General features: G+C 70.1%; 21 protein-coding genes. 11 read left to right on the forward strand and 10 right to left on the reverse strand.

Features of this window, described 5'->3' with window-relative positions:
* Positions 1 to 29 precede the first annotated feature (29 nt).
* Positions 30 to 1,049, reverse strand: a complete 1,020-nt coding sequence (locus tag ACP26O_RS15125) for a sulfate ABC transporter substrate-binding protein (RefSeq protein WP_175665668.1) — start codon at positions 1,047 to 1,049, stop codon at positions 30 to 32.
* 452 nt (positions 1,050 to 1,501) lie between these two features.
* Here ACP26O_RS15125 and dapA point away from each other — a divergent pair, with 452 nt between their 5' ends.
* On the forward strand, positions 1,502 to 2,395 hold the full coding sequence (dapA, locus tag ACP26O_RS15130; protein ID WP_175665670.1) for a 4-hydroxy-tetrahydrodipicolinate synthase: 894 nt from the start codon (positions 1,502 to 1,504) through the stop codon (positions 2,393 to 2,395).
* Positions 2,396 to 2,546: 151 nt separating this feature from the next.
* Here dapA and ACP26O_RS15135 read toward each other — a convergent pair whose 3' ends face one another.
* Both ACP26O_RS15135 and ACP26O_RS15140 read right to left on the reverse strand, forming a co-directional pair.
* Positions 2,547 to 2,756: a hypothetical protein gene (locus ACP26O_RS15135; protein ID WP_175665671.1), complete on the reverse strand. Its 210-nt coding sequence runs from the start codon at positions 2,754 to 2,756 to the stop codon at positions 2,547 to 2,549.
* A gap of 114 nt (positions 2,757 to 2,870) precedes the next feature.
* Entirely contained in the window at positions 2,871 to 3,917 is a 1,047-nt protein-coding gene (locus ACP26O_RS15140; protein WP_175665672.1) for a LysR substrate-binding domain-containing protein, read from the reverse strand.
* Positions 3,918 to 4,024: 107 nt separating this feature from the next.
* Between ACP26O_RS15140 and ACP26O_RS15145 the strand changes: the two genes are divergently transcribed.
* Positions 4,025 to 5,296 (forward strand): MFS transporter, encoded by a 1,272-nt coding sequence (locus ACP26O_RS15145; protein ID WP_175665673.1) that lies wholly within the window; start codon positions 4,025 to 4,027, stop codon positions 5,294 to 5,296.
* Positions 5,297 to 5,339: 43 nt separating this feature from the next.
* On the opposite strand, the gene ACP26O_RS15150 is transcribed toward ACP26O_RS15145, so the two are convergent.
* Together ACP26O_RS15150 and ACP26O_RS15155 are read right to left on the reverse strand one after the other, a co-directional pair.
* Positions 5,340 to 7,541: a TonB-dependent receptor gene (locus ACP26O_RS15150; protein WP_175665674.1), complete on the reverse strand. Its 2,202-nt coding sequence runs from the start codon at positions 7,539 to 7,541 to the stop codon at positions 5,340 to 5,342.
* A 144-nt stretch (positions 7,542 to 7,685) separates the two neighbouring features.
* On the reverse strand, positions 7,686 to 8,324 hold the full coding sequence (locus ACP26O_RS15155) for a glutathione S-transferase family protein (RefSeq protein WP_175665675.1): 639 nt from the start codon (positions 8,322 to 8,324) through the stop codon (positions 7,686 to 7,688).
* 113 nt (positions 8,325 to 8,437) lie between these two features.
* Here ACP26O_RS15155 and ACP26O_RS15160 point away from each other — a divergent pair, with 113 nt between their 5' ends.
* Positions 8,438 to 9,358, forward strand: a complete 921-nt coding sequence (locus ACP26O_RS15160) for a LysR substrate-binding domain-containing protein (RefSeq protein WP_175665676.1) — start codon at positions 8,438 to 8,440, stop codon at positions 9,356 to 9,358.
* Positions 9,359 to 9,363: 5 nt separating this feature from the next.
* On the opposite strand, the gene ACP26O_RS15165 is transcribed toward ACP26O_RS15160, so the two are convergent.
* Genes ACP26O_RS15165 through ACP26O_RS15175 form a run of 3 tightly spaced genes read right to left on the reverse strand, consistent with a single transcriptional unit; the run spans position 9,364 to position 13,361 of the window.
* The gene (locus ACP26O_RS15165) at positions 9,364 to 11,589 is read right to left on the reverse strand and encodes a xanthine dehydrogenase family protein molybdopterin-binding subunit (protein WP_175665677.1); all 2,226 of its coding nucleotides are present in this window, start codon (positions 11,587 to 11,589) and stop codon (positions 9,364 to 9,366) included.
* Positions 11,586 to 12,587: an FAD binding domain-containing protein gene (locus ACP26O_RS15170; RefSeq protein WP_175665678.1), complete on the reverse strand. Its 1,002-nt coding sequence runs from the start codon at positions 12,585 to 12,587 to the stop codon at positions 11,586 to 11,588. The genes ACP26O_RS15165 and ACP26O_RS15170 overlap by 4 nt, the downstream gene beginning before the upstream one ends.
* An 18-nt stretch (positions 12,588 to 12,605) precedes the next feature.
* Positions 12,606 to 13,361 carry a (2Fe-2S)-binding protein gene (locus tag ACP26O_RS15175; RefSeq protein WP_175665679.1) on the reverse strand — a complete coding sequence of 252 codons (756 nt, stop codon included), beginning with the start codon at positions 13,359 to 13,361 and terminating at the stop codon, positions 12,606 to 12,608.
* A 559-nt stretch (positions 13,362 to 13,920) separates the two neighbouring features.
* Between ACP26O_RS15175 and ACP26O_RS15180 the strand changes: the two genes are divergently transcribed.
* Together ACP26O_RS15180 and ACP26O_RS15185 are read left to right on the forward strand one after the other, a co-directional pair.
* Positions 13,921 to 14,205, forward strand: coding sequence for a hypothetical protein (locus tag ACP26O_RS15180; RefSeq protein WP_175665680.1), 285 nt, complete (start codon positions 13,921 to 13,923; stop codon positions 14,203 to 14,205).
* 50 nt (positions 14,206 to 14,255) lie between these two features.
* Positions 14,256 to 16,376 (forward strand): phosphocholine-specific phospholipase C, encoded by a 2,121-nt coding sequence (locus ACP26O_RS15185; RefSeq protein ID WP_175665681.1) that lies wholly within the window; start codon positions 14,256 to 14,258, stop codon positions 16,374 to 16,376.
* Between the two features lie 37 nt (positions 16,377 to 16,413).
* Here ACP26O_RS15185 and ACP26O_RS15190 read toward each other — a convergent pair whose 3' ends face one another.
* On the reverse strand, positions 16,414 to 17,037 hold the full coding sequence (locus ACP26O_RS15190) for an RBBP9/YdeN family alpha/beta hydrolase (protein WP_175665682.1): 624 nt from the start codon (positions 17,035 to 17,037) through the stop codon (positions 16,414 to 16,416).
* A 365-nt stretch (positions 17,038 to 17,402) separates the two neighbouring features.
* Between ACP26O_RS15190 and ACP26O_RS15195 the strand changes: the two genes are divergently transcribed.
* The 5 genes from ACP26O_RS15195 to ACP26O_RS15215 are packed head-to-tail and all read left to right on the forward strand — an operon-like array spanning position 17,403 to position 20,479.
* Complete coding sequence (locus tag ACP26O_RS15195) at positions 17,403 to 17,840, forward strand: VOC family protein (RefSeq protein WP_175665683.1); 438 nt, start codon at positions 17,403 to 17,405, stop codon at positions 17,838 to 17,840.
* Positions 17,841 to 17,844: 4 nt separating this feature from the next.
* On the forward strand, positions 17,845 to 18,786 hold the full coding sequence (locus ACP26O_RS15200; protein WP_175665684.1) for a 2-hydroxyacid dehydrogenase: 942 nt from the start codon (positions 17,845 to 17,847) through the stop codon (positions 18,784 to 18,786).
* Positions 18,787 to 18,814: 28 nt separating this feature from the next.
* Complete coding sequence (locus tag ACP26O_RS15205; protein ID WP_011658093.1) at positions 18,815 to 19,747, forward strand: hydroxymethylglutaryl-CoA lyase; 933 nt, start codon at positions 18,815 to 18,817, stop codon at positions 19,745 to 19,747.
* Positions 19,748 to 19,769: 22 nt separating this feature from the next.
* The gene (locus tag ACP26O_RS15210) at positions 19,770 to 20,276 is read left to right on the forward strand and encodes a YbaK/EbsC family protein (RefSeq protein ID WP_011658094.1); all 507 of its coding nucleotides are present in this window, start codon (positions 19,770 to 19,772) and stop codon (positions 20,274 to 20,276) included.
* Positions 20,273 to 20,479 (forward strand): DUF1289 domain-containing protein, encoded by a 207-nt coding sequence (locus tag ACP26O_RS15215; RefSeq protein WP_006754262.1) that lies wholly within the window; start codon positions 20,273 to 20,275, stop codon positions 20,477 to 20,479. Before ACP26O_RS15210 ends, ACP26O_RS15215 begins: the two co-directional genes overlap by 4 nt.
* A gap of 243 nt (positions 20,480 to 20,722) precedes the next feature.
* Here ACP26O_RS15215 and ACP26O_RS15220 read toward each other — a convergent pair whose 3' ends face one another.
* Positions 20,723 to 21,625 carry a DMT family transporter gene (locus tag ACP26O_RS15220; protein ID WP_105834748.1) on the reverse strand — a complete coding sequence of 301 codons (903 nt, stop codon included), beginning with the start codon at positions 21,623 to 21,625 and terminating at the stop codon, positions 20,723 to 20,725.
* A gap of 113 nt (positions 21,626 to 21,738) precedes the next feature.
* Here ACP26O_RS15220 and ACP26O_RS15225 point away from each other — a divergent pair, with 113 nt between their 5' ends.
* A complete protein-coding gene (locus tag ACP26O_RS15225) occupies positions 21,739 to 22,230 on the forward strand; it encodes an Lrp/AsnC family transcriptional regulator (RefSeq protein ID WP_006754260.1) in 492 nt (163 codons plus the stop codon).
* Positions 22,231 to 22,235 lie beyond the last annotated feature (5 nt).

Here is a 22,235-nt window from a genome sequence, read left to right on the forward strand (position 1 = left end):
CGGCACGCGCGCGGCGTGCGGCGTGCCGCCTACTTGCGGTCGACGATCACGCGATCGAACGTGCCGCCGTCGGCGAAGTGGGTTTTCTGCGCGTTCGCCCAGCTGCCGAAAACCTGCTCGACGCTGAACGTCTTCAGCGGCTTGAACTCGGCCGCATGCTTCTTCAGCACGTTCGCGTCGCGCGGGCGCAGATGGTGCTGCGCGATGATCTCCTGCGCCTGCGGCGTGTACAGGAAGTCGAGATACGCCTGCGCGATCTTGCGCGTGCCTTTCTTGTCGGCGACCTTGTCGACGACGGCGACGGGCGGCTCCGCCAGGATGCTCGCCGACGGGTACACGGGATCGAATTCCGCCCCCGACGCGCCCGTGTCCATCAGCGCGACTTCGTTCTCGAACGTGACGAGCACGTCGCCGATGCCGCGCTGCGTGAAGGTCGTCGTCGCGCCGCGGCCGCCCGAGTCGAGCACCGGTACATTGCGGAAGATCGCCTTCTCGAAGTCGAGCGCCTGCTGATCGGTCGCACCCTTCTGCTTCTGGTAGCCCCACGCGGCGAGATACGCGTAGCGGCCGTTGCCGGACGTCTTCGGGTTCGCGATGACCACCTGCACGCCCGGCTTCGCGAGGTCGCTCCAGTCCCTGATCGCCTTCGGGTTGCCCTTGCGCACGAGGAACACCATCGTCGTCGAGTACGGCGAGCTGCTGTCGGGGAAGCGCGCGCGCCAGTCCTTCGGCAGCAACTGGCCGCGCTCGGCGAGCAGGTCGATGTCGTTCGGCTGGTTCATCGTCACGACATCGGCCTGCAGCCCCTGCAGGACCGACAGCGCCTGCGCGCTCGACGCGCCGTGCGACTGCTTGATCGTCACGGTTTCGCCGGTCTGCTGCTTGTACGCGGCGGCGAAGCCCGAGTTGATGTCCTTGTACAGCTCGCGCGTCACGTCGTACGACACGTTCAGGATCGACGTGTCCGCGTGCGCGGCCGTTGCCGCCACGACCAGCGCCGCCGCGGTGCCCGTGTGCAGCCAGCGACCGATCCCCTTGATGCTTGCCATCGTGATATGCCCCGTTTCCAGTGGTGTTGAAGGTGCGTGACGACACGCGTGCGCGCTGTCATCGAAACGTAAGCGGGCATTCTAGCGGCCGGGCGTCGCGCGCCTTCCAATCTGTCGTGGAAAGCAAATCTCGAATTCTGCTAACCGGCGCACGCACGCTCGCGTGCGCGCCGGATCCGATGTTAAGATCGCCGCTCAGCCCTTTTCACGGTTCATCCATGTCCGCTGCCCTGCGCTCGTCGTCGATCCTTGCCGCCATCGCGGCAGGTGCGCGCGCGGCCGGGCTGAAACTGAAAAAACGACTCCTCGACTGACGGGGACGTCGCGTCCCGTCAGGCGAATGCCGGACGGGATGCCCGCAGGTCGTTTCTTTTCCTTGCTCGCACGCCTCGCTCCGGCACATCGCCGGCGGAACGGTTCCTTCCCACTCCGTTTCCACCATGAGGCTTTGCATGCACACACGTTTCGAAGGTATCTGGCTGCCCATCATCACGCCGTTCCATAACGGCGAGGTCGACCACGGCGCGCTCGCGCGACTCGCGCGCCACTATGCTGCCGCCGGTATCGCGGGTTTCGTCGCGGGCGCGACGACCGGTGAAGGCGTGCTGCTCGACGCGCGCGAGCAGGACGCCGTGTTCGCGACGCTGCGCGACGCGGTGCCCGATCTGCCGGTCGTCGTCGGGCTCACCGCGAGCGCGACGCACTTCGCGGCCGCCCGCGCACGCGAGCTCGCCGCGCTGCGGCCCGACGGGCTGCTCGTCACGCCGCCCGTCTACGTTCGGCCGACGCAGGACGGCATCCGCCGCCACGTCGAAGTGATCGTCGACGCGGCCGACCTGCCCATCCTCGTCTACAACATCCCGTACCGCACCGGCGTGAACGTCGAACTGGAGACGCTGCAGGCGCTCGCGCGCGACCCGCGCGTCGCGGGGATCAAGGAATGCGGCGGCACGCTCGAGCGGATGAGCCGGCTCGTGCACGACACGCCGCTCGCGATCCTTTCCGGCGACGACAACCAGAACTTCGCCGCGCTGTGCGCCGGCGCGCATGGCGCGATCGCGAGCAGCGCGCATGTGCTGCCCGAATCGCACGTGCGCATCCATGCGCTGCTTCGCGACGGCCGGCTCGCCGACGCGCGCGAGTTGTCGGTCGCGCTGCAGCCGCTGGTCGCGGCGCTGTTCGCGGAGCCGAATCCGGCCCCGGTGAAGGCGGTGCTGGCCGCGCAGGGGTGGTGCGAGGACGGCTTGCGGCTGCCGTTCGTGCCGGCGAGCGACGGGTTGCGGGGGAGGCTGGCCGGAATTCTCGCCGCGCTCGGGGTAATCGCGCCGGACAGCGCCGTCGCATAGGCCGCGGCGCGACGCGCGGCTCGGACAATGGGCGCTGCTGACGAAGCGCTCATCCGCGCCCGAGATCAGTTCAGCTTGCGCGCCCGCGCGCCAAGCTTCGGGTCGTTGGTCACGATCCACAAGAAGATGTGCGTATCGAGCAACAGGCGCATCAGCGTCCCTCGAACGCATCCAGCAGATACGCCGGCAACGGTGCGTCGAAATCATCCGCGATCCACGCCTGACCTTGTAGAACGCCGAAGCGAATGGGCAACTTTGCCGACCCGACTGGATCGACGTGAGTATCGTCAGCCGGGCTCGATACGTCGCCTTGCTGCGATGGACCGATCGCAATGCCGTTAGGCAGGTTCGCGTCTTGCATGATGACCTCCGTTTCAGGTGTCCATCACTGTAGTCCCGTTCGCCTGATCGCTCCATTCGGCCGATCGGCAGAGGCGTGCCGACGCATACCGAGCCGCTGCTTCGGAACGTTCCGTTACGCCGCAAGCATCGCCACCTCTGCCTGCGTCGCGTCCCGCACCGCCTGCGTGACGATCCGCGCGAGCCGCTCGACGGTCGGCGTCGCCGACGACGTGCGCCGCAGCAGCATCAGCGGCAGGCTCGGCAGTTCCGGCAGCCCGAACGACGCCGCGTCGAGCACGCGCACCGACGCGGGCAGCCCATAATGCGAGCGCACCGTCAGCCCGAGGCCGGCTGCCGCCGCGGCCCACAGCCCGGCCAGGCTCGGCGTCGTGAACGCGACGCGCCACGGCACGCCCGCGCGGTCGAGCGCGTCGGTCGCCGCGCCGAAGAACCGGCACGGCCGGTCGAACACGACGAGCGGCAACGGCTCGCCCGACTCGCGCATCACACGCAGACTCGCGTCGCCGTCGTCGGCCGCATCCGCCGGGCCGCCACCGTCCGGCATGCCGAAGCCCGCCGCGCCCACCGCCGCGATCCACTGCATCGGCACCTGCGCGATCGCGTCGCTGTCGATGCCCGCGCGCGACACGAGCGTCGCCGACGCCGGGTCGCCCCACACCAGCGCGAGATCGAGCTGGTTCGCGTCGAGCCGCTCGAGCAGCTCGGCGTTGCGCGCGACGCGCGCCTCGATCCTCACCTTCGGATGCGCACGCGCGAAACGCCCGAGCACGTCCGGCAGGATCGCCTCGCCGAAATCCTCCTGCAGGCCGACCCGCACCCAGCCGTCGAGATTCACGCCGCGCACGGCCGCGGCCGCTTCGTCGTTCAGTTCGATCATCCGCCGCGCATAGCGCAGCATCGCGTCGCCGGCGTCGGTCAGCGCGAGCCCGCGCCCGGCCTTCACGAACAGCGGCGTGCCGGCCTGCTCCTCGAGCTTGCGGATCTGCGCGCTCACCGCTGACGACGAACGCGCGACGCGATCGGCAGCCTTCGCGAAGCTGCCGAGATCCACGCCCGCCACCAGGCTGCGCAACGCCGCGACGTCGAAGTTCGGCCGGGCCAGCGTGGCATCGGGTGCCGCGAGCGACGCCGCGTCAGAAGCATTGTCTTGTCCGGACATGTCAACCATCCCGTTTTATCGAACGATTCATCAAAAACTTTCCGATTTTCAGGATGAATGTAGGTCGCCACACTGGCGATGTCAATTTCCGAACGGGCTCTGTCGTCATGGATACCTCCTGCCTCGCTTCCCAGTCCTCGCCCGCGCACGACGCGCGGGGCCCGGCCCATCGCTGGCGCGTGCTCGCGGCCGGCGTCGCCGCGAACATGAGCTTTTCCGCCGCCGCGGCCGGCATTCCGACCACCGCCGTGTGGATGCGCTCGGCCTACCACCTCGACAACGGCGCGCTCGGCCTCGTGCTCGGCGCGCTCGGCTTCGGCGTCGCGCTGTCGGAGCTGCCGTGGGGAATCGCCGCCGACCGTTTCGGCGACCGCCGCGTGTTGCTCACCGGCCTCGTCGCGACGGCCGCGATGCTGGCGCTGATGGTGATCACGATCGTCCCGAGCGCGCACACGGTGCCGCCGCTGATGCGCGTCGTCGCGGCGATGTGCTGCGTCGGCCTGCTCGGCGGCAGCGTGAACGGCTCGAGCGGACGCGCGGTGATGCGCTGGTTCGGCGAGCGCGAACGCGGGCTCGCGATGAGCATCCGCCAGACGGCCGTGCCGCTCGGCGGCGGCGTCGGCGCGGCGCTGCTGCCGTCGCTCGCGTCGCATGCCGGCTTCGCCGCGGTGTACGGCGCGCTGATGCTGCTGTGTGCCGGATCGGCCGCGCTGACGTGGCGCTGGCTGCACGAACCGCCCCACGCGCCGGGCGCCGCACACGGCCCCACCGCGCACCGCCCCGCCACGCAGCAACCGCCGGCCGCAGCCGCGCGCAGCCCGCTCGCGAGCGGCCGCGTGTGGCGCATCGTGCTCGGCATCGGCGCGCTGTGTGCGCCGCAGTTCGCGGTGCTCACGTTCGCGACCGTGTTCCTGCACGATTTCGGCCGGCTCGGCCTCGCCGGCATCAGCGCGGCGATGGTCGCGCTGCAGGTCGGCGCGATGGTGATGCGCGTCTGGAGCGGGCGTCATACCGACCGGCACGGCAACCGGCGCGCGTATCTGCGCGGGTCGGTGTGCGTCGCGGCCGGATCGTTCGCGCTGCTCGCGGCGGCCACCGCCGGCAGCCCGCACGTGCCGCTCGCCGCGATCGTCGCGATTCTCGTGTTCGCCGGCATCTGCGTGTCGGCATGGCACGGCGTCGCGTACACCGAACTCGCGACGCTCGCGGGCGCGAACCATGCGGGCACCGCGCTCGGGATGGCGAACACGATCGTCTATCTCGGGCTGTTCGCCACGCCGCTCGCGATTCCGCGGCTGCTCGCCGTCAGTTCGTGGAGCGTGGTCTGGCTCGCCGCCGCGCTGATCGCTGGCGCGACGTACCCGCTGTTTTCCCGCTAGTGGGGGCCGGCGCGGCGCCGGCTTGCCGAACCCGCACGGACCTTCAGAACGTGTACACGGCCGACAGCATCGCCGAGCGGCCGTCGCCGAGCTCGACCGCGGACGATCGCGATTCGCTCCCCGACACCTGCCGCACGCGTTCGACATACGCACGATCGAACAGGTTGTCGACGTTCAGCTGGAAGCGCAGCCGGCGGCTCACCTCGTAGCCGGCCATCAGGCTGTGCACCCAGTACGCACCGAGTTTGCCGTCGCCTTGCGACGTCACGTTGCGCCGGCCGACGAAGTGCGAGCCGTAGCCCATCGTCCAGCCCGCCGGCAACCGATAGGTCGTCCACACGTTGAACGCGTGCCGCGGCGTGTTGCCGAGCGCCTGGCCCTCGCGGCGCGGCGTGGCCGGCGAACTGAGCGTGACGCTCGCCAGATACGTGTAGTTCGCGAACAGGTCCCAGCGCGGCGTCACCTTGCCGGCGGCACCGAGTTCGACACCGCGCACGCGCTGCCGGCCCACGAGCGCGTAGCTGCCGTCGGCCATTCGTTCGCGCGCGTTGTTCTTTTCGGTCTGGAACAGCGCGCCGTTCAGCGCGATGCCCGCGAGCCCTTCCCATTTCGCGCCGAGCTCGAAGCTCTCGTTTTTCTCGGGGGCGAGCGCGCCGGTCGCCGCGCTCACGCCGGACCCGGTGGTCACGAGAAATTCGGCGGACGGGTTGAACGACGTGCCATAGGCGAAATACGCGCGGCCGTTATCGGTCGGTTTGAACACGAGGGCCGCGCGCGTGCTCAGATGACGGTCGTTGCTGTCCGCGCGCTCGGTCGGTTTGCCGGCCGGCGTACTTTCCGCCCAGCCGTCGATCCAGTCGTGCCGCAGCCCGACGTCGACGTCCCAATGACGGCCGAGCGAGATCGTGTCGAACGCGTACAGCGCCTTCACGATGAGCGCCGTGTCGTTGCGCGCGCTGTCCTGGCGCCGCGCGGGCCCTTGCCAGATGCCCGGCGGCGCGGCGAGCGCGAAACCGTCGGCCGGATAGAAGCGGTTGAGCCCGTACGAATAGGTCGTGCGGCCGTACGTTTCCCGCGAGATCTCGAAGCCGGTGACGAGCGTGTGCCCGATCCCGAGCGTCGCGAACTCGCTCGTGATGTTCGTCTGGTTCGCCCACATCGTGGTCGACGCATCGCGGCCGTAGCCCTGCGGCCCGGCCGGCTTGTAGCGCCCGGGCGGCAGCCCCTGCAGGTTCACGTGCGACGCGGAAATCACGGTGTCGCGATTCAGGTGCGCATAGCGGCTCAGGTTCTGCACCTTCAGGCCGGACGACACGTCGTGTTCGGCCTTCACGGTGAACGCGTCCGACGTGATGCGCTCGCGATCGAGATTGCGCCAGCCGAAATAGCTGTCGCGCGACACGCCGGCCAGCACCTGGCCGTTGTGCGCCGGCAGCCCGTAGTCGGGCAGGTTGTTGTCGTACTGGTGAAAATAGCCGAGCGTGACGCGCGTCGGCGTGCCGAGACCGAACGCGAGCGACGGCGCGACACCCCAGCGCCGCTTGCGGATGTCGTCGCGGCCCGGCACTTCGTTGACGTGCGCCATCGCGTTCAGGCGGAACGCTGCCCGATCGTCGGTGCCGGGCAGCGGCCGATTCGCATCGAGCGTCACGCGGCGGTAGCCCGACGTGCCGAGCATCGTGCCGGCCTCCGTGGACGCGCCGGCCTTCGGCGTCTTGCTGACGAGGTTCACCGAGCCGCCCGTCGTGCCCGCGCCGCCGAACACCGAGTTCGGCCCCTTGATCACTTCGACCGCCTCGATGTTGAACAGGTCGCTGCGATTGTTCTGCGCGCTGTCGCGCAGCCCGTCGATCTGCATATTCGCATTCGCGCTGAAGCCGCGAATATTGAACATGTCGCCCGAACCGCCGCCGCCCTCTCCCGCGTTGAACGTGATGCCCGCGACGTTCGACAGCGCCTCGCGCAGGCTCAGCGCCTGCTGTTCGTCGAGCACCACGCGCGGCACGACGGTGATCGTCTGCGGCACGTCGAGCAGCGGCGTCGCATATTTGGCGGAGCCCGAGCGGTCGACGCGCGAACCCGCATCGCGCTCGCCGTGAACGAAGATCGGGCTCAGGTGCGGCGCATGCCGCGGCTCGCCCTCGTCCGCGCAGGCGGGCGCGGCCGCACAGGTCATCATCGCGAATGCGACGGACGCGCTCGCACGGCGCGGCGGCGTCGCGCGCGACTGGATGCAACGGCTCATGTTCACTCCACTCCATTGTTGAGAATGATTCTCATTACAATGGAGTGGGCGCGACAGGGCAATTGGACACGTCCGAACTTCGTTATCCGAATGAACCGTCGAACGAAGCGACCATTCAACCGACCGGCCAGCCGCGGCCGCGTATCAGACCTGCTCGCGCGCCAGCGCGCGCCGCGCGGCCGGACGCTCGGCCTCGCGCTGCGCATGCGCGGTCCACGCGGGATGCCGCGCCATGTCGAGCCCGATCGCGACGCCCCATCGATACAGCACCAGCAGGAACGGATCGACGATCGAATGGCCGCCCGGCTCGGCCCACGTGCGGCCGTCGGCGAGCGCGGCTTCGATCGATGCGTTCGCGGCGTCGATCAGCCCGCGGCCGTGCGCACTGATCGCACCGTGCAGCGCAGGATCGCCGATGAAGCGCCCCGGCCGCCACAGCGTGCCGTAGCCGACGCCGTGCACCCAGCCGACCAGCCATGCGAGCCATTCGTGGCAGCGCGCCTCGCGCAGCGGATCGTCGAGCGGCAGCAGCCGCGCGTCCGGATGACGGCGCGCGAGATACGTGAGGATCGCGGGCGTTTCGGTCAGCACACGCGGCTCGCCGGGAATCGCGAGCACGGGCACGCGCGCCTTCGGATTGATCGCGAGATAGCGCGCGTCGAGATTCTGCCGCTCGCGCACGGACACGATCTCGACGTCGAACGGCGCGCCGGTTTCCTCGAGCGCGATGTGGGCGGCGAGCGAACACGCGCCCGGCGAAAGATAGAGACGATATGCGTTCATGGATGGCGTTGCCCGGTGGACTCGTTGAAAGACGGAACCGAGTGTAGGAGCGCGCGGCGGGCCGCCACAAACGATGAATTGTCGTGCTCGGGCATTAGTGCTACTAATGCGTGATGCGACGCATCCACCTTCCCCCGCTGCAGACGCTACGTGCGTTCGAAGCCGCCGTGCGGCTGCAGAGCTTCACGCGCGCGGCCGACGAACTCGCGCTCACGCAGGGCGCGGTCAGCCAGCACATCCGCGCGCTCGAAGCGCAGCTCGGCCACCCGCTGTTCACGCGCGAGCGCAACGGCGCCACGCCGACGCATGCCGCGCATGCGCTCGTGCTGCAGGTGCGCCAGGGCCTGAGCGTGCTCGAACGCGCGTTCGAGCCGGCGCTCGCCATGCGTGACCGCCCGCGCACCTGCGACGTCACGCTGAACGTGAGCGTGCTGCCGAGCGTCGCCGAGCGCTGGCTCGCGCCGCGCCTGCCGCGCTTCGCGGCCGCGCATCCGCACATCGCGATCGCGCTGCATCCGGACGCGGCGCTGGCGCCGCTGCGCAAGCGCGACCGCATCGACGTCGCGCTGCGCTACGGGCCCGGCACCTGGCCGGGCGTCGTCGCCGAGAAGCTGATGAACGAGACGGTCTTTCCGGTCGCGAGCCCCGCGTACCGCAATCGCGACGGCATCGCGCCGCGCACGCCGGCCGATCTCGTGCGCGCGACCCTGTTGCGCCATCCCGCGCAGCCGTGGGAGCCGTGGTTCCAGGCCGCGCGCCTCGACCTCGTCGAATCCGCGCGCGCGCCGCGCTTCACCGATGCGAACGCGTTGATCGACGCGGCGCTGAAAGGACGCGGCGTCGCGCTCGCGCGCCGCTCGCTGATCGAACCCGAACTCGCGGCCGGCACGCTCGTGCGCGTGTCGACGGTGCGCGTGACCGACGTCTATGCGCACTACGTGGTGTGGCGCCCCGGCCATCCGCACGAAGCGGCGATCCGCACGTGGCTCGACTGGCTGCGCAGCGAAGTGCGGCGCAGGACGCCGCGACGCTGACGCGCTCAGACCCGCGCCGGCATCGTCACCTTGTCGAGCGTGATCGGCAGATCGCGCACGCGCACGCCGGTCGCGTGATAGACGGCGTTGGCAATCGCGGCCGGCACGCCGGTGATCCCGATCTCGCCGATGCCACGGATGCCGAGCGGATTGAAATGCGTGTCGCTCTCGTCGACGAAGGTCACGTCGAACTCGCCGATATCCGCGTTCACCGGCACGTGATATTCGGCGAGGTTCGCATTCGTGAAGCGACCGTGCCGCACGTCGAGATGCGAACCTTCCTCGAGCGCGGTGCCCAGCCCCCACACCATCCCGCCGAGCAGCTGGCTGCGCGCGGTCTTCGCATTGAGCACGCGGCCGACGCTGTACACGCCGACGATGCGCGGCACGCGGATCGTGCCGAGTTCGGCGTCGACGTGCACTTCCGCGAACACCGCGCCGAACGAGTGGGACGCATAGCGCGACTTCTCGTCGCCCGGCTTCGTCGTCGCCTGCGCGTCGATCGGATGGCCGCCCGCCCGCGCGATCACCGCAGCGGCCGGATCGCGCCGCGACGGATCGCCGCGATGCACGAGCCAGCCGTCGTCGACCGCCACGTCGTCGGCGGCCGCGCCGTGCAGCGGCGAGCCCGGATCGGCGATCGCCAGCGCGATCAGCTTCGCGCGCGCCTGCAGTGCAGCCTCGCGCACGGCCGGCGCGACGCTCGCCGCCGATTGCGAGCCGCCCGACACCGGCGCGCGCGGCAGGCTCGAATCGCCGAGCACGAAACGCACGTGTTGCGGCGCGAAGCCGAGCGCGTCGGCGGCGACCTGCGTCATCACCGTGTAGGTGCCGGTACCGATGTCCTGCGTGCCCGACGCCACTTCGGCCGTGCCGTCCGGCAGGATGCGCGCACGCGCGGCCGCCTCGCTGCGGTTCGCCGGATACGTGGCGGCCGCCATCCCGAGGCCAATCAGCGTGTCGCCGTCGCGCATCGTGCGCGGCGCGCCGGTGCGGCGCGACCAGCCGAAGCGCTGCGCGCCGACGCGGTAGCACTCGCGCAGCTTGTTGCTCGACCACGGCTTGCCGTCCTGCGGATCGACCTCGGCATAATTCGCGAGCCGCAGCGCGACCGGATCCATCCCGAGCCGCCACGCGAGTTCGTCCATCGCCGATTCGAGCGCGAACGAGCCAGGCGTCTCGCCGGGCGCGCGCATGAACGTCGGCGTGCCGACGTTCAGCGCCACGATCCGGTGCGTGGTCGCCTGGTTCGGCACCGCATACATGATGCGCGACGGCATCCCGCACATCTCCGTCCAGTCCTCGAAGGTCGACGTGGTGACGATCGAGTCGTGGCGCATCGCGGTCAGCGTGCCGTCGTGGCGGGCGGCCAGCACGACGCGCTGTTCCGTGAACGGCCGGCCACCGACCGGGCCGAACATCTGCGGCCGCGTCAGCGCGAGCCGGACCGGGCGACCGACCTGCTTCGCGGCCATCGCGCACAGCGACACGTGCGACCACGACGATCCCTTGCAGCCGAAGCCGCCGCCGAGGAACGGTGAAATCACGCGAACCTGTTCCGGTGCGATGCCGAAGACCGCGGCCACCGCGGTGCTCGCGCCCGACACGCCCTGCGTCGCATCGTGCAGCGTGAGTGTCGGCCCGTCCCAGTGCGCCATCGTCGCGTGCGGCTCGATCGGGTTGTGATGCTGCATCGGCGTCGTGTAGGTCGCGTCGATGCGCACCGCGCCTTCGCGCAGGCCCGCGTCGACGTCGCCGCGCTGCGTGTCCATCGCGCGCCCCTGCTGCTTCGGCGGCACGCGTGCGGCGCCCTTCTCGCGTGCGAAATCGAGCGCGGCGCCGCTCGCGCGATAGCGCACGCGCACCGCATTCGCGGCGTCGGTCGCGTGCTCGAGCGTGTCGGCGACCACGACCGCGACGGGCTCGTTGCTGTAGCGCACCGCGTCGTCCTGCAGCAGCGTGAGCCGGCGCCCGGCGGGCGGCGACAGCGGCGGGCGGCCGCCGTTCGGCAGCCGCATCGCATTCTCGTGCGTCATCACGAGCAGCACGCCAGGCATCGCGCGGGCGCGCGCCGTGTCGATCGACTCGATGCGTCCCGATGGAATCGTGCTGGTCACGAGCACCGCATGCGCGAGCCGCGCATCGGCAAACTCGGCCGCGTAACGCGCGCCGCCCGTCACCTTGAGTTCGCCGTCGACGCGGTCGAGCGGCTGTCCCGTCAACGTGTTCATGCGGCACCTCCCGTCGCGCCGGCGGCGAGGGTCACCGCGCGCACGATCGCGCGCTGCGCGAGCGCGACCTTGAAGCAGTTACCGTCGAGCGGCCGCGCATCGCGTAGCTCGAGCGCGGCCGCCTCATGCAGCGCGGCATCGGTCGGCGCGCGCCCCGCGAGGTGCCGCTCCGCGGCCGTCGCGCGCAGCGGCTTGTGCGCGACGCCGCCGAGCGCGATCCGCGCCTCCGCAATGCGCGGGCCGTCCATTCGCAACGCGGCGGCCACGGCCACCAGCGCGAACGCGTAGCTCGCGCGGTCGCGCACCTTCAGATAGTGCGCATGGTCGGCGAAGCGCGGCGGCGGCAGGTCGACCGCGGTGATCAGTTCGCCGGGCTCGAGCGTCGTGTCGAGATCGGGCCGATCGCCGGGCAGCCGGTGAAACGATGCGAACGGAATCTGCCGCGCGCCGTGCGGGCCGCTGACCTGCACGACGGCGTCGAGCGCCGCGAGCGCGACGCTCATGTCCGACGGGTTCACTGCCACGCACTGCGGGCTCGCGCCGAGTATCGCGTGCATCCGGTTGTGGCCGCCGATCGCCGCGCAGCCGCTGCCCGGCGCGCGCTTGTTGCATTGCGCGAACGCCGGATCGTAGAAATACGGGCAGCGCGTGCGCTGCATCAGGTTGCCGCCCACGGTCGCCATGTTGCGCAATTGCGCGGACGCGCCGGCGAGCAGCGCCTGCGACAGCAGTGGATAGTCGGCGCGAATGCGCGGATGGTCGGCCGCGTCGCTGTTGCGCACGAGCGCACCGATGCGCAGCCCGCCGCCGGGCAGTGCATCGACCGTGTCGAGGCCGGCGATGCGCGTGATGTCGATGAGCGCGACGGGCCGTGCGACGCCGCCCTTCATCAGGTCGAGCAGGTTCGTGCCGCCGCCGATGAACGCCGCGCCCGGCCGCTGCGCCGCGCGCACGGCAGCGGCGACGTCGGTGGCGCGTTCGTAGGAGATCGCTTCCATTGCGGTGCCCTCCGTCGGCTAGCCGCGCGCCGCGTGCGCGGCGCGCACGGCGGCGACGATGTTCTGATACGCACCGCAGCGGCACAGGTTGCCGCTCATGCGTTCGCGGATCTCGTCGTCCGACAGCTGCGCCGGGTGCCGCCGCACATCGTCGGTGACGGCGCTCGCGGCGCCGGACGAGAACTCGTCGAGCAGCGCGGTCGCGGAACAGAGCTGGCCGGACGTGCAGTAGCCGCACTGGAACGCATCGTGTTCGACGAACGCACGCTGAACGGGGCTCAACACGCCGCCGCGCGCGAGGCCCTCGACGGTCGTGATCCGCTGGCCTTCGTGCATCACCGCGAGCGTCAGGCACGCATTGATGCGCCGCCCGTCGACGAGCACCGTGCACGCGCCGCACTGCCCGCGGTCGCAGCCCTTCTTCGTGCCCGTGAGCCCCGCATATTCGCGCAGCGCGTCGAGCAGCGTGACGCGCGGTTCGAGCTGCAGCGTGTAGGCGCGCCCGTTGATGTCGAGATGCATCGGTTGTGCCGGGACCGGATTGCGGTGCGGGGCAGCCGGGCCGGACGCGGCGTGCGCGGGCTGCGGATGAACATGCGACGCGGCGCTGACCGTCGCGGCCGCGGCCGCGGATTGCAAAAAGCGGCGCCGTGCGGCACTCGACGGCGTATCGTGCGGCAACGGCAGCGCCGCTGAATCGCCGGGCCCGGGTGTCGGCGGGCCGGCATCGCGCGCGGGTTCGGCGGACGGGGAATCGGATCGATCGCTGGACATGACTTCTGCTCGCTCCATGGGGTGAATGGATGCAGATGTGCCGCCCGTGCGCGGATGGCCGCGCGCGACGGCACGCGCATCGGCGCAGTTAGCAATTCCGGTGCCGCGGGTATGTGGGGGTAGCGCCCCAACGCGCGGCGCCGGCATCGACACGCGGCGCGAACGCGCGGCAAACTGGCCGCGCCGCCTTTCTTGACGCATGTATGGCACGACGCTGGCGCGTGGCTGGCCGTGCGCTGGCAAAGCCGCAAAAACGCCCGCTTTTCGGCGTGATTCGCGGCGCAACGACCGTCGATTGCCGATCGCATTCGGGGCGCCGCGCACGCCGCAGGCATTGCCATGAGTCCGTCGATGCATTGCACACGCGTGTAAATACGCGCGGCCTCCGCGTCCGCTGGAAAATTCCGCCATGCGAGCCTGCGATGCTTCGCGAAAGCGTCTGGTCAGCTTCACGAAAGCCTTTCGCGATCACGCCCCGGTTGCAAACGATTCACCGAATCGTCGCATCGCACCGGCATACTGGAAATCGTTTCCCGATCCGCCTGCCAGGAGAGAAGTCATGCGTCGCGTTGCCCTCGTCGTCGTTCTGTGTGCCGCCACCTTCGTCGCCGCCTGCAGCGACGACGCGCAGCACGACGCGCACACGGCCGACGGCTCGCCCCCGGCCGGCGCATCGTCCGGCTCTGCGAGCGCATTCAACAGCGGTGCAGGCGCGAGCACCACCGCGTCGGAAGCCGCACCGCTCGCGCCGCCCGTCGTCCACTACCCGCCCGACGATGACGACGACGCCAAGCCCGCGACGAATGCGGGCGCGTCCGGCGTCGCCGCATCTTCTCCGCACTGATCCCGCCGTTCCTGTCCCGTCCCCCGATCGCAGAACCGAGGTGAAACAACATGACGTCATCCAGCCGCCGCCGTTTCCTGCATACCGTCGCACAGTCAGCGGGCGCCGCCGTCGCGCTCAACGCGTTTCCTGAATCGATCCGCCGTGCGCTCGCGATTCCGGCCGCGCGCGGCACCGGCACGATCCGCGATGTGCAGCACATCGTCGTGTTCATGCAGGAGAACCGCTCGTTCGACCATTACTTCGGACACCTGCGCGGCGTACGCGGCTACAACGACCGCTTCCCGATCCCGCTGCCGAACGGCAAGCCGGTGTGGTACCAGCCGTCGAAGGAAGACCCGACGAAACCGGTGCTGCCGTTCCGGCTCGATACGAAGACGACCAGCGCGCAGTGCCTCGGCGCGCTCGACCACTCGTGGGCGAAGACCCACGCGGCGATCGACGGGGGCCGCTACGACCAGTGGCCGGCGAACAAGACCGACATGACGATGGGCTATCACGTGCGCGAGGACATCCCGTTCCACTATGCGCTCGCCGATGCGTTCACCGTGTGCGACAACTATTTCTGCTCGCTGCCGGGGCCGACGCACCCGAACCGCTCATACCTGATGACGGGCACGGTCGACCCGACCGGCAAGTTCGGCGGCCCGCTGCTCGACAACGCCGACTACGTCGACGGCGACCTGCCGCCCGCATACCAGTTGCTGTCGTGGACGACCTTCCCCGAACGGCTCGAGGCGCACGGCGTGTCGTGGCAGATCTACCAGCAGGGGCTCACCTGGGCCGACCCGTACAACGGCAACTACGGCACGAACATCCTGCAGAACTTCACGAACTTCATCAACGCGAAGCCGGGCTCGTCGCTGTACCAGCGCGCGCAGACGGTGCGAACGCTCGACAACCTGAAGGACGACGTGATCAACGACCGGCTGCCGCAGGTGTCGTGGCTGCTGCCGCCCGCCGCATTCTCCGAGCATCCGAAATACACGCCCGCGTACGGCGCGAACTACACGTCGCAGATCCTCGACGCGCTGACGTCGAATCCGGACGTGTGGGCGAAGACGGTGCTGTTCATCATGTACGACGAGAACGACGGCTTCTTCGACCACGTCGTGCCGCCGCAGCCGCCCACCTCCGCCGCGCAGGGCGCGTCGACCGTGACGACCGACGGCGAACTGCATACCGTCGTGAACCCGGGGCGCGGCGGCAGCTACACCGCCGACGGGCTGCCGTACGGCCTCGGGCCGCGCGTGCCGATGACGGTCGTGTCGCCGTGGTCGAAAGGCGGCTTCGTGTGCTCCCAGGTGTTCGACCACACGTCGGTGATCCGCTTCATCGGCGAGCGCTTCGGCATCGACGAGCCGAACATCACGCCGTGGCGCCGCACCGTCTGCGGCGACCTCACCGCCGCGTTCGACTTCCGCTCGTCGGATGCATCGTTTCCGTCGCTGCCCGATACGAGCCAGTACCGCTCGATCGCCGACCAGCAATGCACGTCGCAACCCGCGCCCACCGTGCCCGCGACGCCGTCGCCGATCGTCCCGCAGGAGCCCGGCGTGCGGCCCGCCCGCGCGCTGCCTTACGAACTGCATGTGAACGCGAGCATCTACGGCGGCAACACGCTGCGCATCGAGTTCGCGAACCGCGGCAACCAGGGCGCGCACTTCCAGGTGTACGCGACGAACCGCACCGACGGCCCGTGGCGCTACACGGTCGGCGCGCGCCGCGTGCTGCACGCGGATTTCGACCTGACGGAGACGAACGGCGTGTATGCGTTCTCGGTGTACGGGCCGAACGGCTTCGTCCGGATGTTCGCGGGCAACGTGTCGGCGGCAACCGCGCGCCGCCGCAACCGCGCGCAGCCGGAGGTGAAGGCCGGCTACGACATCGCGAACGGCAACCTGTACCTGAAGCTGCGCAACCATGGCGCAGGCCACGTCACGCTGACGCTGGCCGACAACGCATACGGCGCGCCCGCGCGCCAGGTGACGCTGCACGGCGGCGACGAACGCGTCGAGCAGTGGGCGCTCGCGTCGAGCCACCACTGGTATGACGTTACGGTGAGCGACGGCGCGAACGGCACGTTCTCGCGGCGCTTCGCGGGTCACGTCGAGAACGGCCGGCCCAGCTACTCGGATCCGGCCGCGGTGGCGCCCGTCTCGGCGTCGTAGCCGCGTCACGCCGCTGCGCAGCGCGTGACGGTGAGTGTCAGATCGCGTGCGCGAGCGCGCGGTCGACAAGCGCGGCGTCGAAGCCGTCGTCCGCATCGCGAAAGCGCAGCGGCGCCGCGCAATGCACCAGCGTGTCGACGAAATATTTCGCGCGCGGCCACGGCCCGAAGCCGGCCGCGGTGTTGATGTGCCCCGCGTCGCCGAGGTTCACGAATGCGCTGCCGAGCCGCTGCGCGAGCGTGCGCGCATCGGCGAGCGGCATCCACGGATCGGTGTCGCTGCCGATCACAATCGACGGCACCGCGAGCCGGCGCGCGTCGAACGGCCCGGCGAACGTGAACTTCTTAGGACTGGCCGGTGCGACGAGCAGCACGCCCGCGACGTCGGCCGTCTGCGGCCATTGCGCGAGCGCATGCGCGGCCGCGAGGCAGCCGAAGCTGTGCGCGGCCAGCACGAACGGGCCGCGCTCGCGCTCGAGCAGCGCGCGCACCGACTGCGCCCAGCGCGCGAGATCGGGGGCGTCCCAGTCGGCCTGTTCGACCCGCAGCGAACGCGGGAACTGCCGCTCCAGCCAGGTCTGCCAGTGGGCGCCTTCGCTGCCGTGCAGGCCCGGAACGGTCACGAGCCGCGGCGGCCACGCCGATTTGCTGCATGCGCGCATGATTGCCCTCGCTTGCTTTGCTTGGAGACGAGGTTCGATTGTGGCGCGCCGCGCGCGGCGGCCGAACCAATATTTTGTGCTTTGCTTCTGCGCGCGACGGGCACCCGGGGACGGCCACCGGGGGCGGCCAACGGCGACGGCCACCGCGGACAGCCGCCGGCGACGGGCACCCGGGGACGGCCGCCGGCCACGGGCACCCAACGACGGCCGCCGTCGGCCACCATGCGAGCCGCGCCACGCGCACCGGCGCCCCCCGCGGCGACGCAACCCGCCGCGAAACCGTAGAATGTGGGCTTCCCGCTTGCCATGCATCGGATCGAAACCCGCGCGCCGCCGCGCCGGTCCCGATCGACAGGAGACGCCCGATGTCCGCTACGCCCGCCGGCGCGCTGCGCCCGTTCCATCTCGCCTTTCCCGTATCGAGCCTCGCCGACGCGCGCGCATTCTACGCCGGCCTGCTCGGCTGCCCCGAGGGCCGCAGCTCGGATCACTGGGTCGACTTCGACTTTTTCGGCCACCAGCTCGTCGCGCACCTCGCGCCGGACGAAACCGGCGCGAGCGCGGTGAATCCGGTCGACGGCGACAACGTGCCCGTGCGCCATTTCGGCGTCGTGCTGTCGATGGACGAATGGCATGCGCTCGCCGATAAACTCAAGGCCGCGCACACGCGCTTCGTGATCGAGCCGCACATCCGTTTCAAGGGCGAGGTCGGCGAGCAGGCGACGATGTTCTTCCTCGATCCGTGCGGCAACGCGCTCGAATTCAAGGCGTTCGCCGACATCGGCCAACTGTTCGCGAAGTAAGCGCATGAAGATCCTGTTCTACTCGCCGCACCAGGAAGCCGACGCATGGCGCGACGCGATCGCGCAGGCGCTGCCCGACGCCGAGCTGCGCGCGTGGCAGCCGGGCGACACGGCCGCCGCCGACTACGCGCTCGTATGGCGCGCGCCGCGCGAGCTGTTCGCGCCGCGCGACGGCCTGCGCGCGATCTTCAATCTCGGCGCGGGCGTCGACGCGCTGCTCGCGCTCGAGCGCGCGCATCCCGGCACGCTGCCCCCCGACGTGCCGCTGGTGCGCCTCGAGGATTCGGGCATGGCGCAGCAGATGATCGAATACGTGACGCACGCGGTGCTGCGCTACCTGCGCCGCTTCGACGAATACGAAGCGCTGCAGCGCGAGCGCCGCTGGCAGGTGCTCGAACCGCATCCGCGCGCGCACTTCACCGTCGCGGTGCTCGGCCTCGGCGTGCTCGGTGCGCAGGTCGCGCAGGCGCTCGCCGCGCTCGGCCTGCCGGTGCGCGGCTACAGCCGCAGCCCGAAGCAGCTCGACGGCATCGAAACCTTCGCGGGCGACGACGCATTCGGCGCGTGCATCGACGGCGCGAAGGTACTCGTGAACCTGCTGCCGAGCACGCGCGATACCGACAGCATCCTGTCGGCGCGCACCTTCGCCCGGCTCGCGCCGGGTGCGTACCTGGTGAACGTCGCACGCGGCGCGCATCTCGTCGAAGCCGATCTGCTCGACGCGCTCGCGAGCGGCCAGCTCGCCGCGGCGACGCTCGACGTGTTCCAGCACGAGCCGCTGCCGGCCGATCATCCGTTCTGGCACGCGCCCCGCATCACGATCACGCCGCATTGTTCGGCCGAGACGCTGCGCGACGAAGCCGTCGAGCAGATCGCGGGCAAGATCCGCGCGCTCGAGCGCGGCGAGCGTGTCGGCGGCATCGTCGACTACGCGCGCGGCTACTGAATTCCGCCTACACAAACTGGAGACAACCATGACGTTCCCCACCGCCGTCAAGATCGTCGAAGTCGGCCCGCGCGACGGGCTGCAGAACGAAAAGACCTTCGTGCCGACCGACGTGAAGATCGCGCTCGTCGACCGGCTGTCGCGCGCCGGTTTCCGCAACATCGAGGCCGCGTCGTTCGTGTCGCCGAAATGGGTGCCGCAGATGGCCGACGGCGCCGACGTGATGGCCGGCATCGAGCGTCGCGCGGGCACCGTGTATTCGGTGCTCACGCCGAACCTGAAGGGCTTCGAGAACGCGCTCGCCGCACGCGCGGACGAAGTGGTGATCTTCGGCGCGGCGAGCGAGGCGTTCTCGCAGCGGAACATCAACTGCAGCATTGCGGAAAGCATCGCGCGCTTCGAGCCGGTCGCGAAGGCCGCGAAGGATGCCGGCGTGCGGCTGCGCGGCAGCGTGTCGTGCACGCTCGGCTGCCCGTACCAGGGCGAGGTGCCGGTCGCGTCGGTCGTCGACGTCGTCGAACGCTTCGCCGCGCTCGGCTGCGACGAGATCGACATCGCCGACACGATCGGCGTCGGCACGCCGAAGCGCACGCGCGAGGTGCTGTCGGCCGTCACGCGCGTGTTTCCGCGCGAACGGCTGTCGGGCCATTTCCACGACACCTACGGCCAGGCGCTCGCGAACATCTATGCCGCGCTGTTCGAAGGGATCGAGATCTTCCACGCGTCGGTCGCCGGCCTCGGCGGCTGTCCGTATGCGAAGGGCGCGACCGGCAACGTCGCGACCGAGGACGTGCTGTACCTGATGCAGGGCCTCGGCATCGACACCGGCATCGACCTCGCGCAGGTGGTCGCCGCCGGCGACTTCATCTCGAACGCAATCGGCCGCGCGAACGTGTCGCGCGCCGGCCGCGCGCTGCTCGCGAAGGCGCAGAGCGCGACCGACGCGCCGAGCTGCGTCTGACCCCGCCACTCACGGATTCTCCATGACGACACCCACTTCATTCGACTCCCTTCCCGATTCCGCGCGACGCGTCGCGCTGCTGCTGCGCGAGCGCGGGCATTCGAAAGGCATCGTGATGCTCGCCGAAACCGGCAAGACCTCCGCCGAGGCCGCGGCCGGGCTCGGCTGCTCGGTCGCGCAGATCGCGAAGTCGATCCTGTTTCGGCGCGAATCGGACGGGCTGCCGGTGCTCGTCGTCGCGAGCGGCGTGAACCGCGTCGACGAGAAGAAGGTCGCCGCCCAGGTCGGCCCGGTCGGCCGTGCCGATGCGAAGTTCGTGCGCGACCACACCGGCTACGCGATCGGCGGCGTGTGCCCGATCGGCCATCTCGTCGAGCCGGTCACGCTGATCGACGCCGACCTGCTCGCGCTCGACAGCCTGTGGGCGGCCGCCGGCCATCCGCACGCGGTGTTCAACCTGTCGCCGCAGGAGCTCGTCTCGTTGACCGGCGCACCGGTCGCCGACGTCGCGTTGAGGAACGACGCATGAGCGACGTGCCGGTGGTGGTCGGCACGGTCGCGTCGCCGTGCACCGACGTCTGCAGGATCGACCCGCGGACCGACTGGTGCGCGGGGTGCCTGCGCACGCGCGACGAGATCAAGGGATGGCGCGCGTCGGACGACGACGCGAGGCGTGCGCTGCTCGCGCGGCTCGATGCGCGGCGGCGCCTGCTCGCGCGGAGCGGCGCATAAAAAAATGCCGTTCGGCCTGTCTGGCGAACGGCATGAGATCGGAATCCTGTGAACGTGATCAACGTCACAGCCGCATCATACGAGCGACGCTGCGGCGTCGCATCGGGTGTTTCCCTACAACTTCCTGCGGCCTTGTTCGCGGGCAATCGGCGTTCCCGGACGTGACGCCAACAGGCGCGGCAGAAGGCCGCGGCGGCGAGCCGAAACAGCACGCAGAATCGCCCGCCGAATCGCACGAACGTTTCAGTTGCCGACGCTCGCGCGACGCGCGGGCACGATGCGCCAGCCGAGGTTCACGCCGGCCGCCGCGAGCAGGATCAGCAGCGCGCCGAGCACCTGCGTCCACGCGAGCGTCTGCCCGAACGCGACGCGATCGACGATGATCGCGACGACCGGATAGACGAACGACAGCGCGCCCGTCATCGCGACCGGCAGCTTCTGGATCGCGCCGTACAGCAGCACGTACATCACGCCGGTGTTCACGACGCCGAGCACGACGAGATCGAGCCACTGCGCGGGCGTCGCGGGCAACGTGCCGAAGTGCGCGAACGGCGCGAGCAGCACGATGCCGAGACCGGCCTGCAGCAGCGCGAGCAGATGTGGCGGCGTGCCCTTCAGGTGCTTCGTGACGATCGACGACACCGCGTACAGGAACGCCGCGCCGAGCGACAGCGCGACGCCTTCGAGATATTCGCCGGGTACCGCGAGCACCGCCGGCTCGACCCGCACCACGCACACGAGCCCGACGAAGGCGAGCGCGAGCCACGTGATCGTCGAGGCGCTGATCCGTTCGCGGAACACGATCGCGCCGAGCGCGACGAGCATGAACGGCTGCGTGTTGTAGACGGCGGTCGCCATCGAGATCGACGCGCGCGAATACGCGGCGAACAGCAGCAGCCAGTTCGCGACGATCGCGACGCTGCCGAGCGTCGCGAGCGCGAGCATGCGCGGCGAGAACAGCGCGCGGCGCAGGAAGCCGAGCGCCGCGCAGACGATCGCGAGCGTCGCCGCGCCAAACAGGCAGCGGAAGAACACGACGTTGGTGAGCGGTTGCTGCGACGACATCACGAGCCAGCCGATCGTGCCGGACATCATCATCGCGACGACCATCTCGGCGGCGCCGCGGCGGGTTTCGTTCGAGGCCATCAGGGACTCCATTCGACGAGAGAAGATGACTTCGATTCTAGGAACTTGCTTTCCGCGCATCCACGACTAAACTGAAGCGAAACCACCGATTCACCTTCGAAAGCAAAGCGATCATGTCGAAACGCCTTTCCCCGCCCGCCGTCGCGTCACTGGACGCGACCGACCGCGCGATCCTCGCGGCGCTTGCCGAGGATGCGCGCATCGCCACCAGCGAACTGGCGCGGCAGATCGGGCTGTCGGCGCCCGCGACCGCCGACCGCGTGCGGCGGCTCGAAGCGCAGGGCGTGATCGCGGGCTTCACCGTCGAGCTCGACCCGCGCGCGCTCGGCTACACGCTGCAGGCGATCGTCCGCGTGAAGCCGCTGCCGGGGCAGCTGCATCTGGTCGAGGAGGTGTTGCGGCGGATTCCCGAATTCGTCGAATGCGACAAGGTGACCGGCGAGGACTGCTTCATCTGCCGGCTCTACCTGCGCACGATCGGCCACCTCGACGACATCCTGTCGAAGGTGACGGAGCGCGCGGAAACGAGCACGGCGATCGTGAAATCGACGCCCGTGCCGCGCCGCCTGCCGCCGCTCGTCGAAGACGACGCCGCGCGCCGCTGACCGTC

It is taken from the genome of Burkholderia sp. R-40 (genome assembly GCF_049942845.1).
Taxonomy (GTDB): domain Bacteria; phylum Pseudomonadota; class Gammaproteobacteria; order Burkholderiales; family Burkholderiaceae; genus Burkholderia; species Burkholderia ambifaria.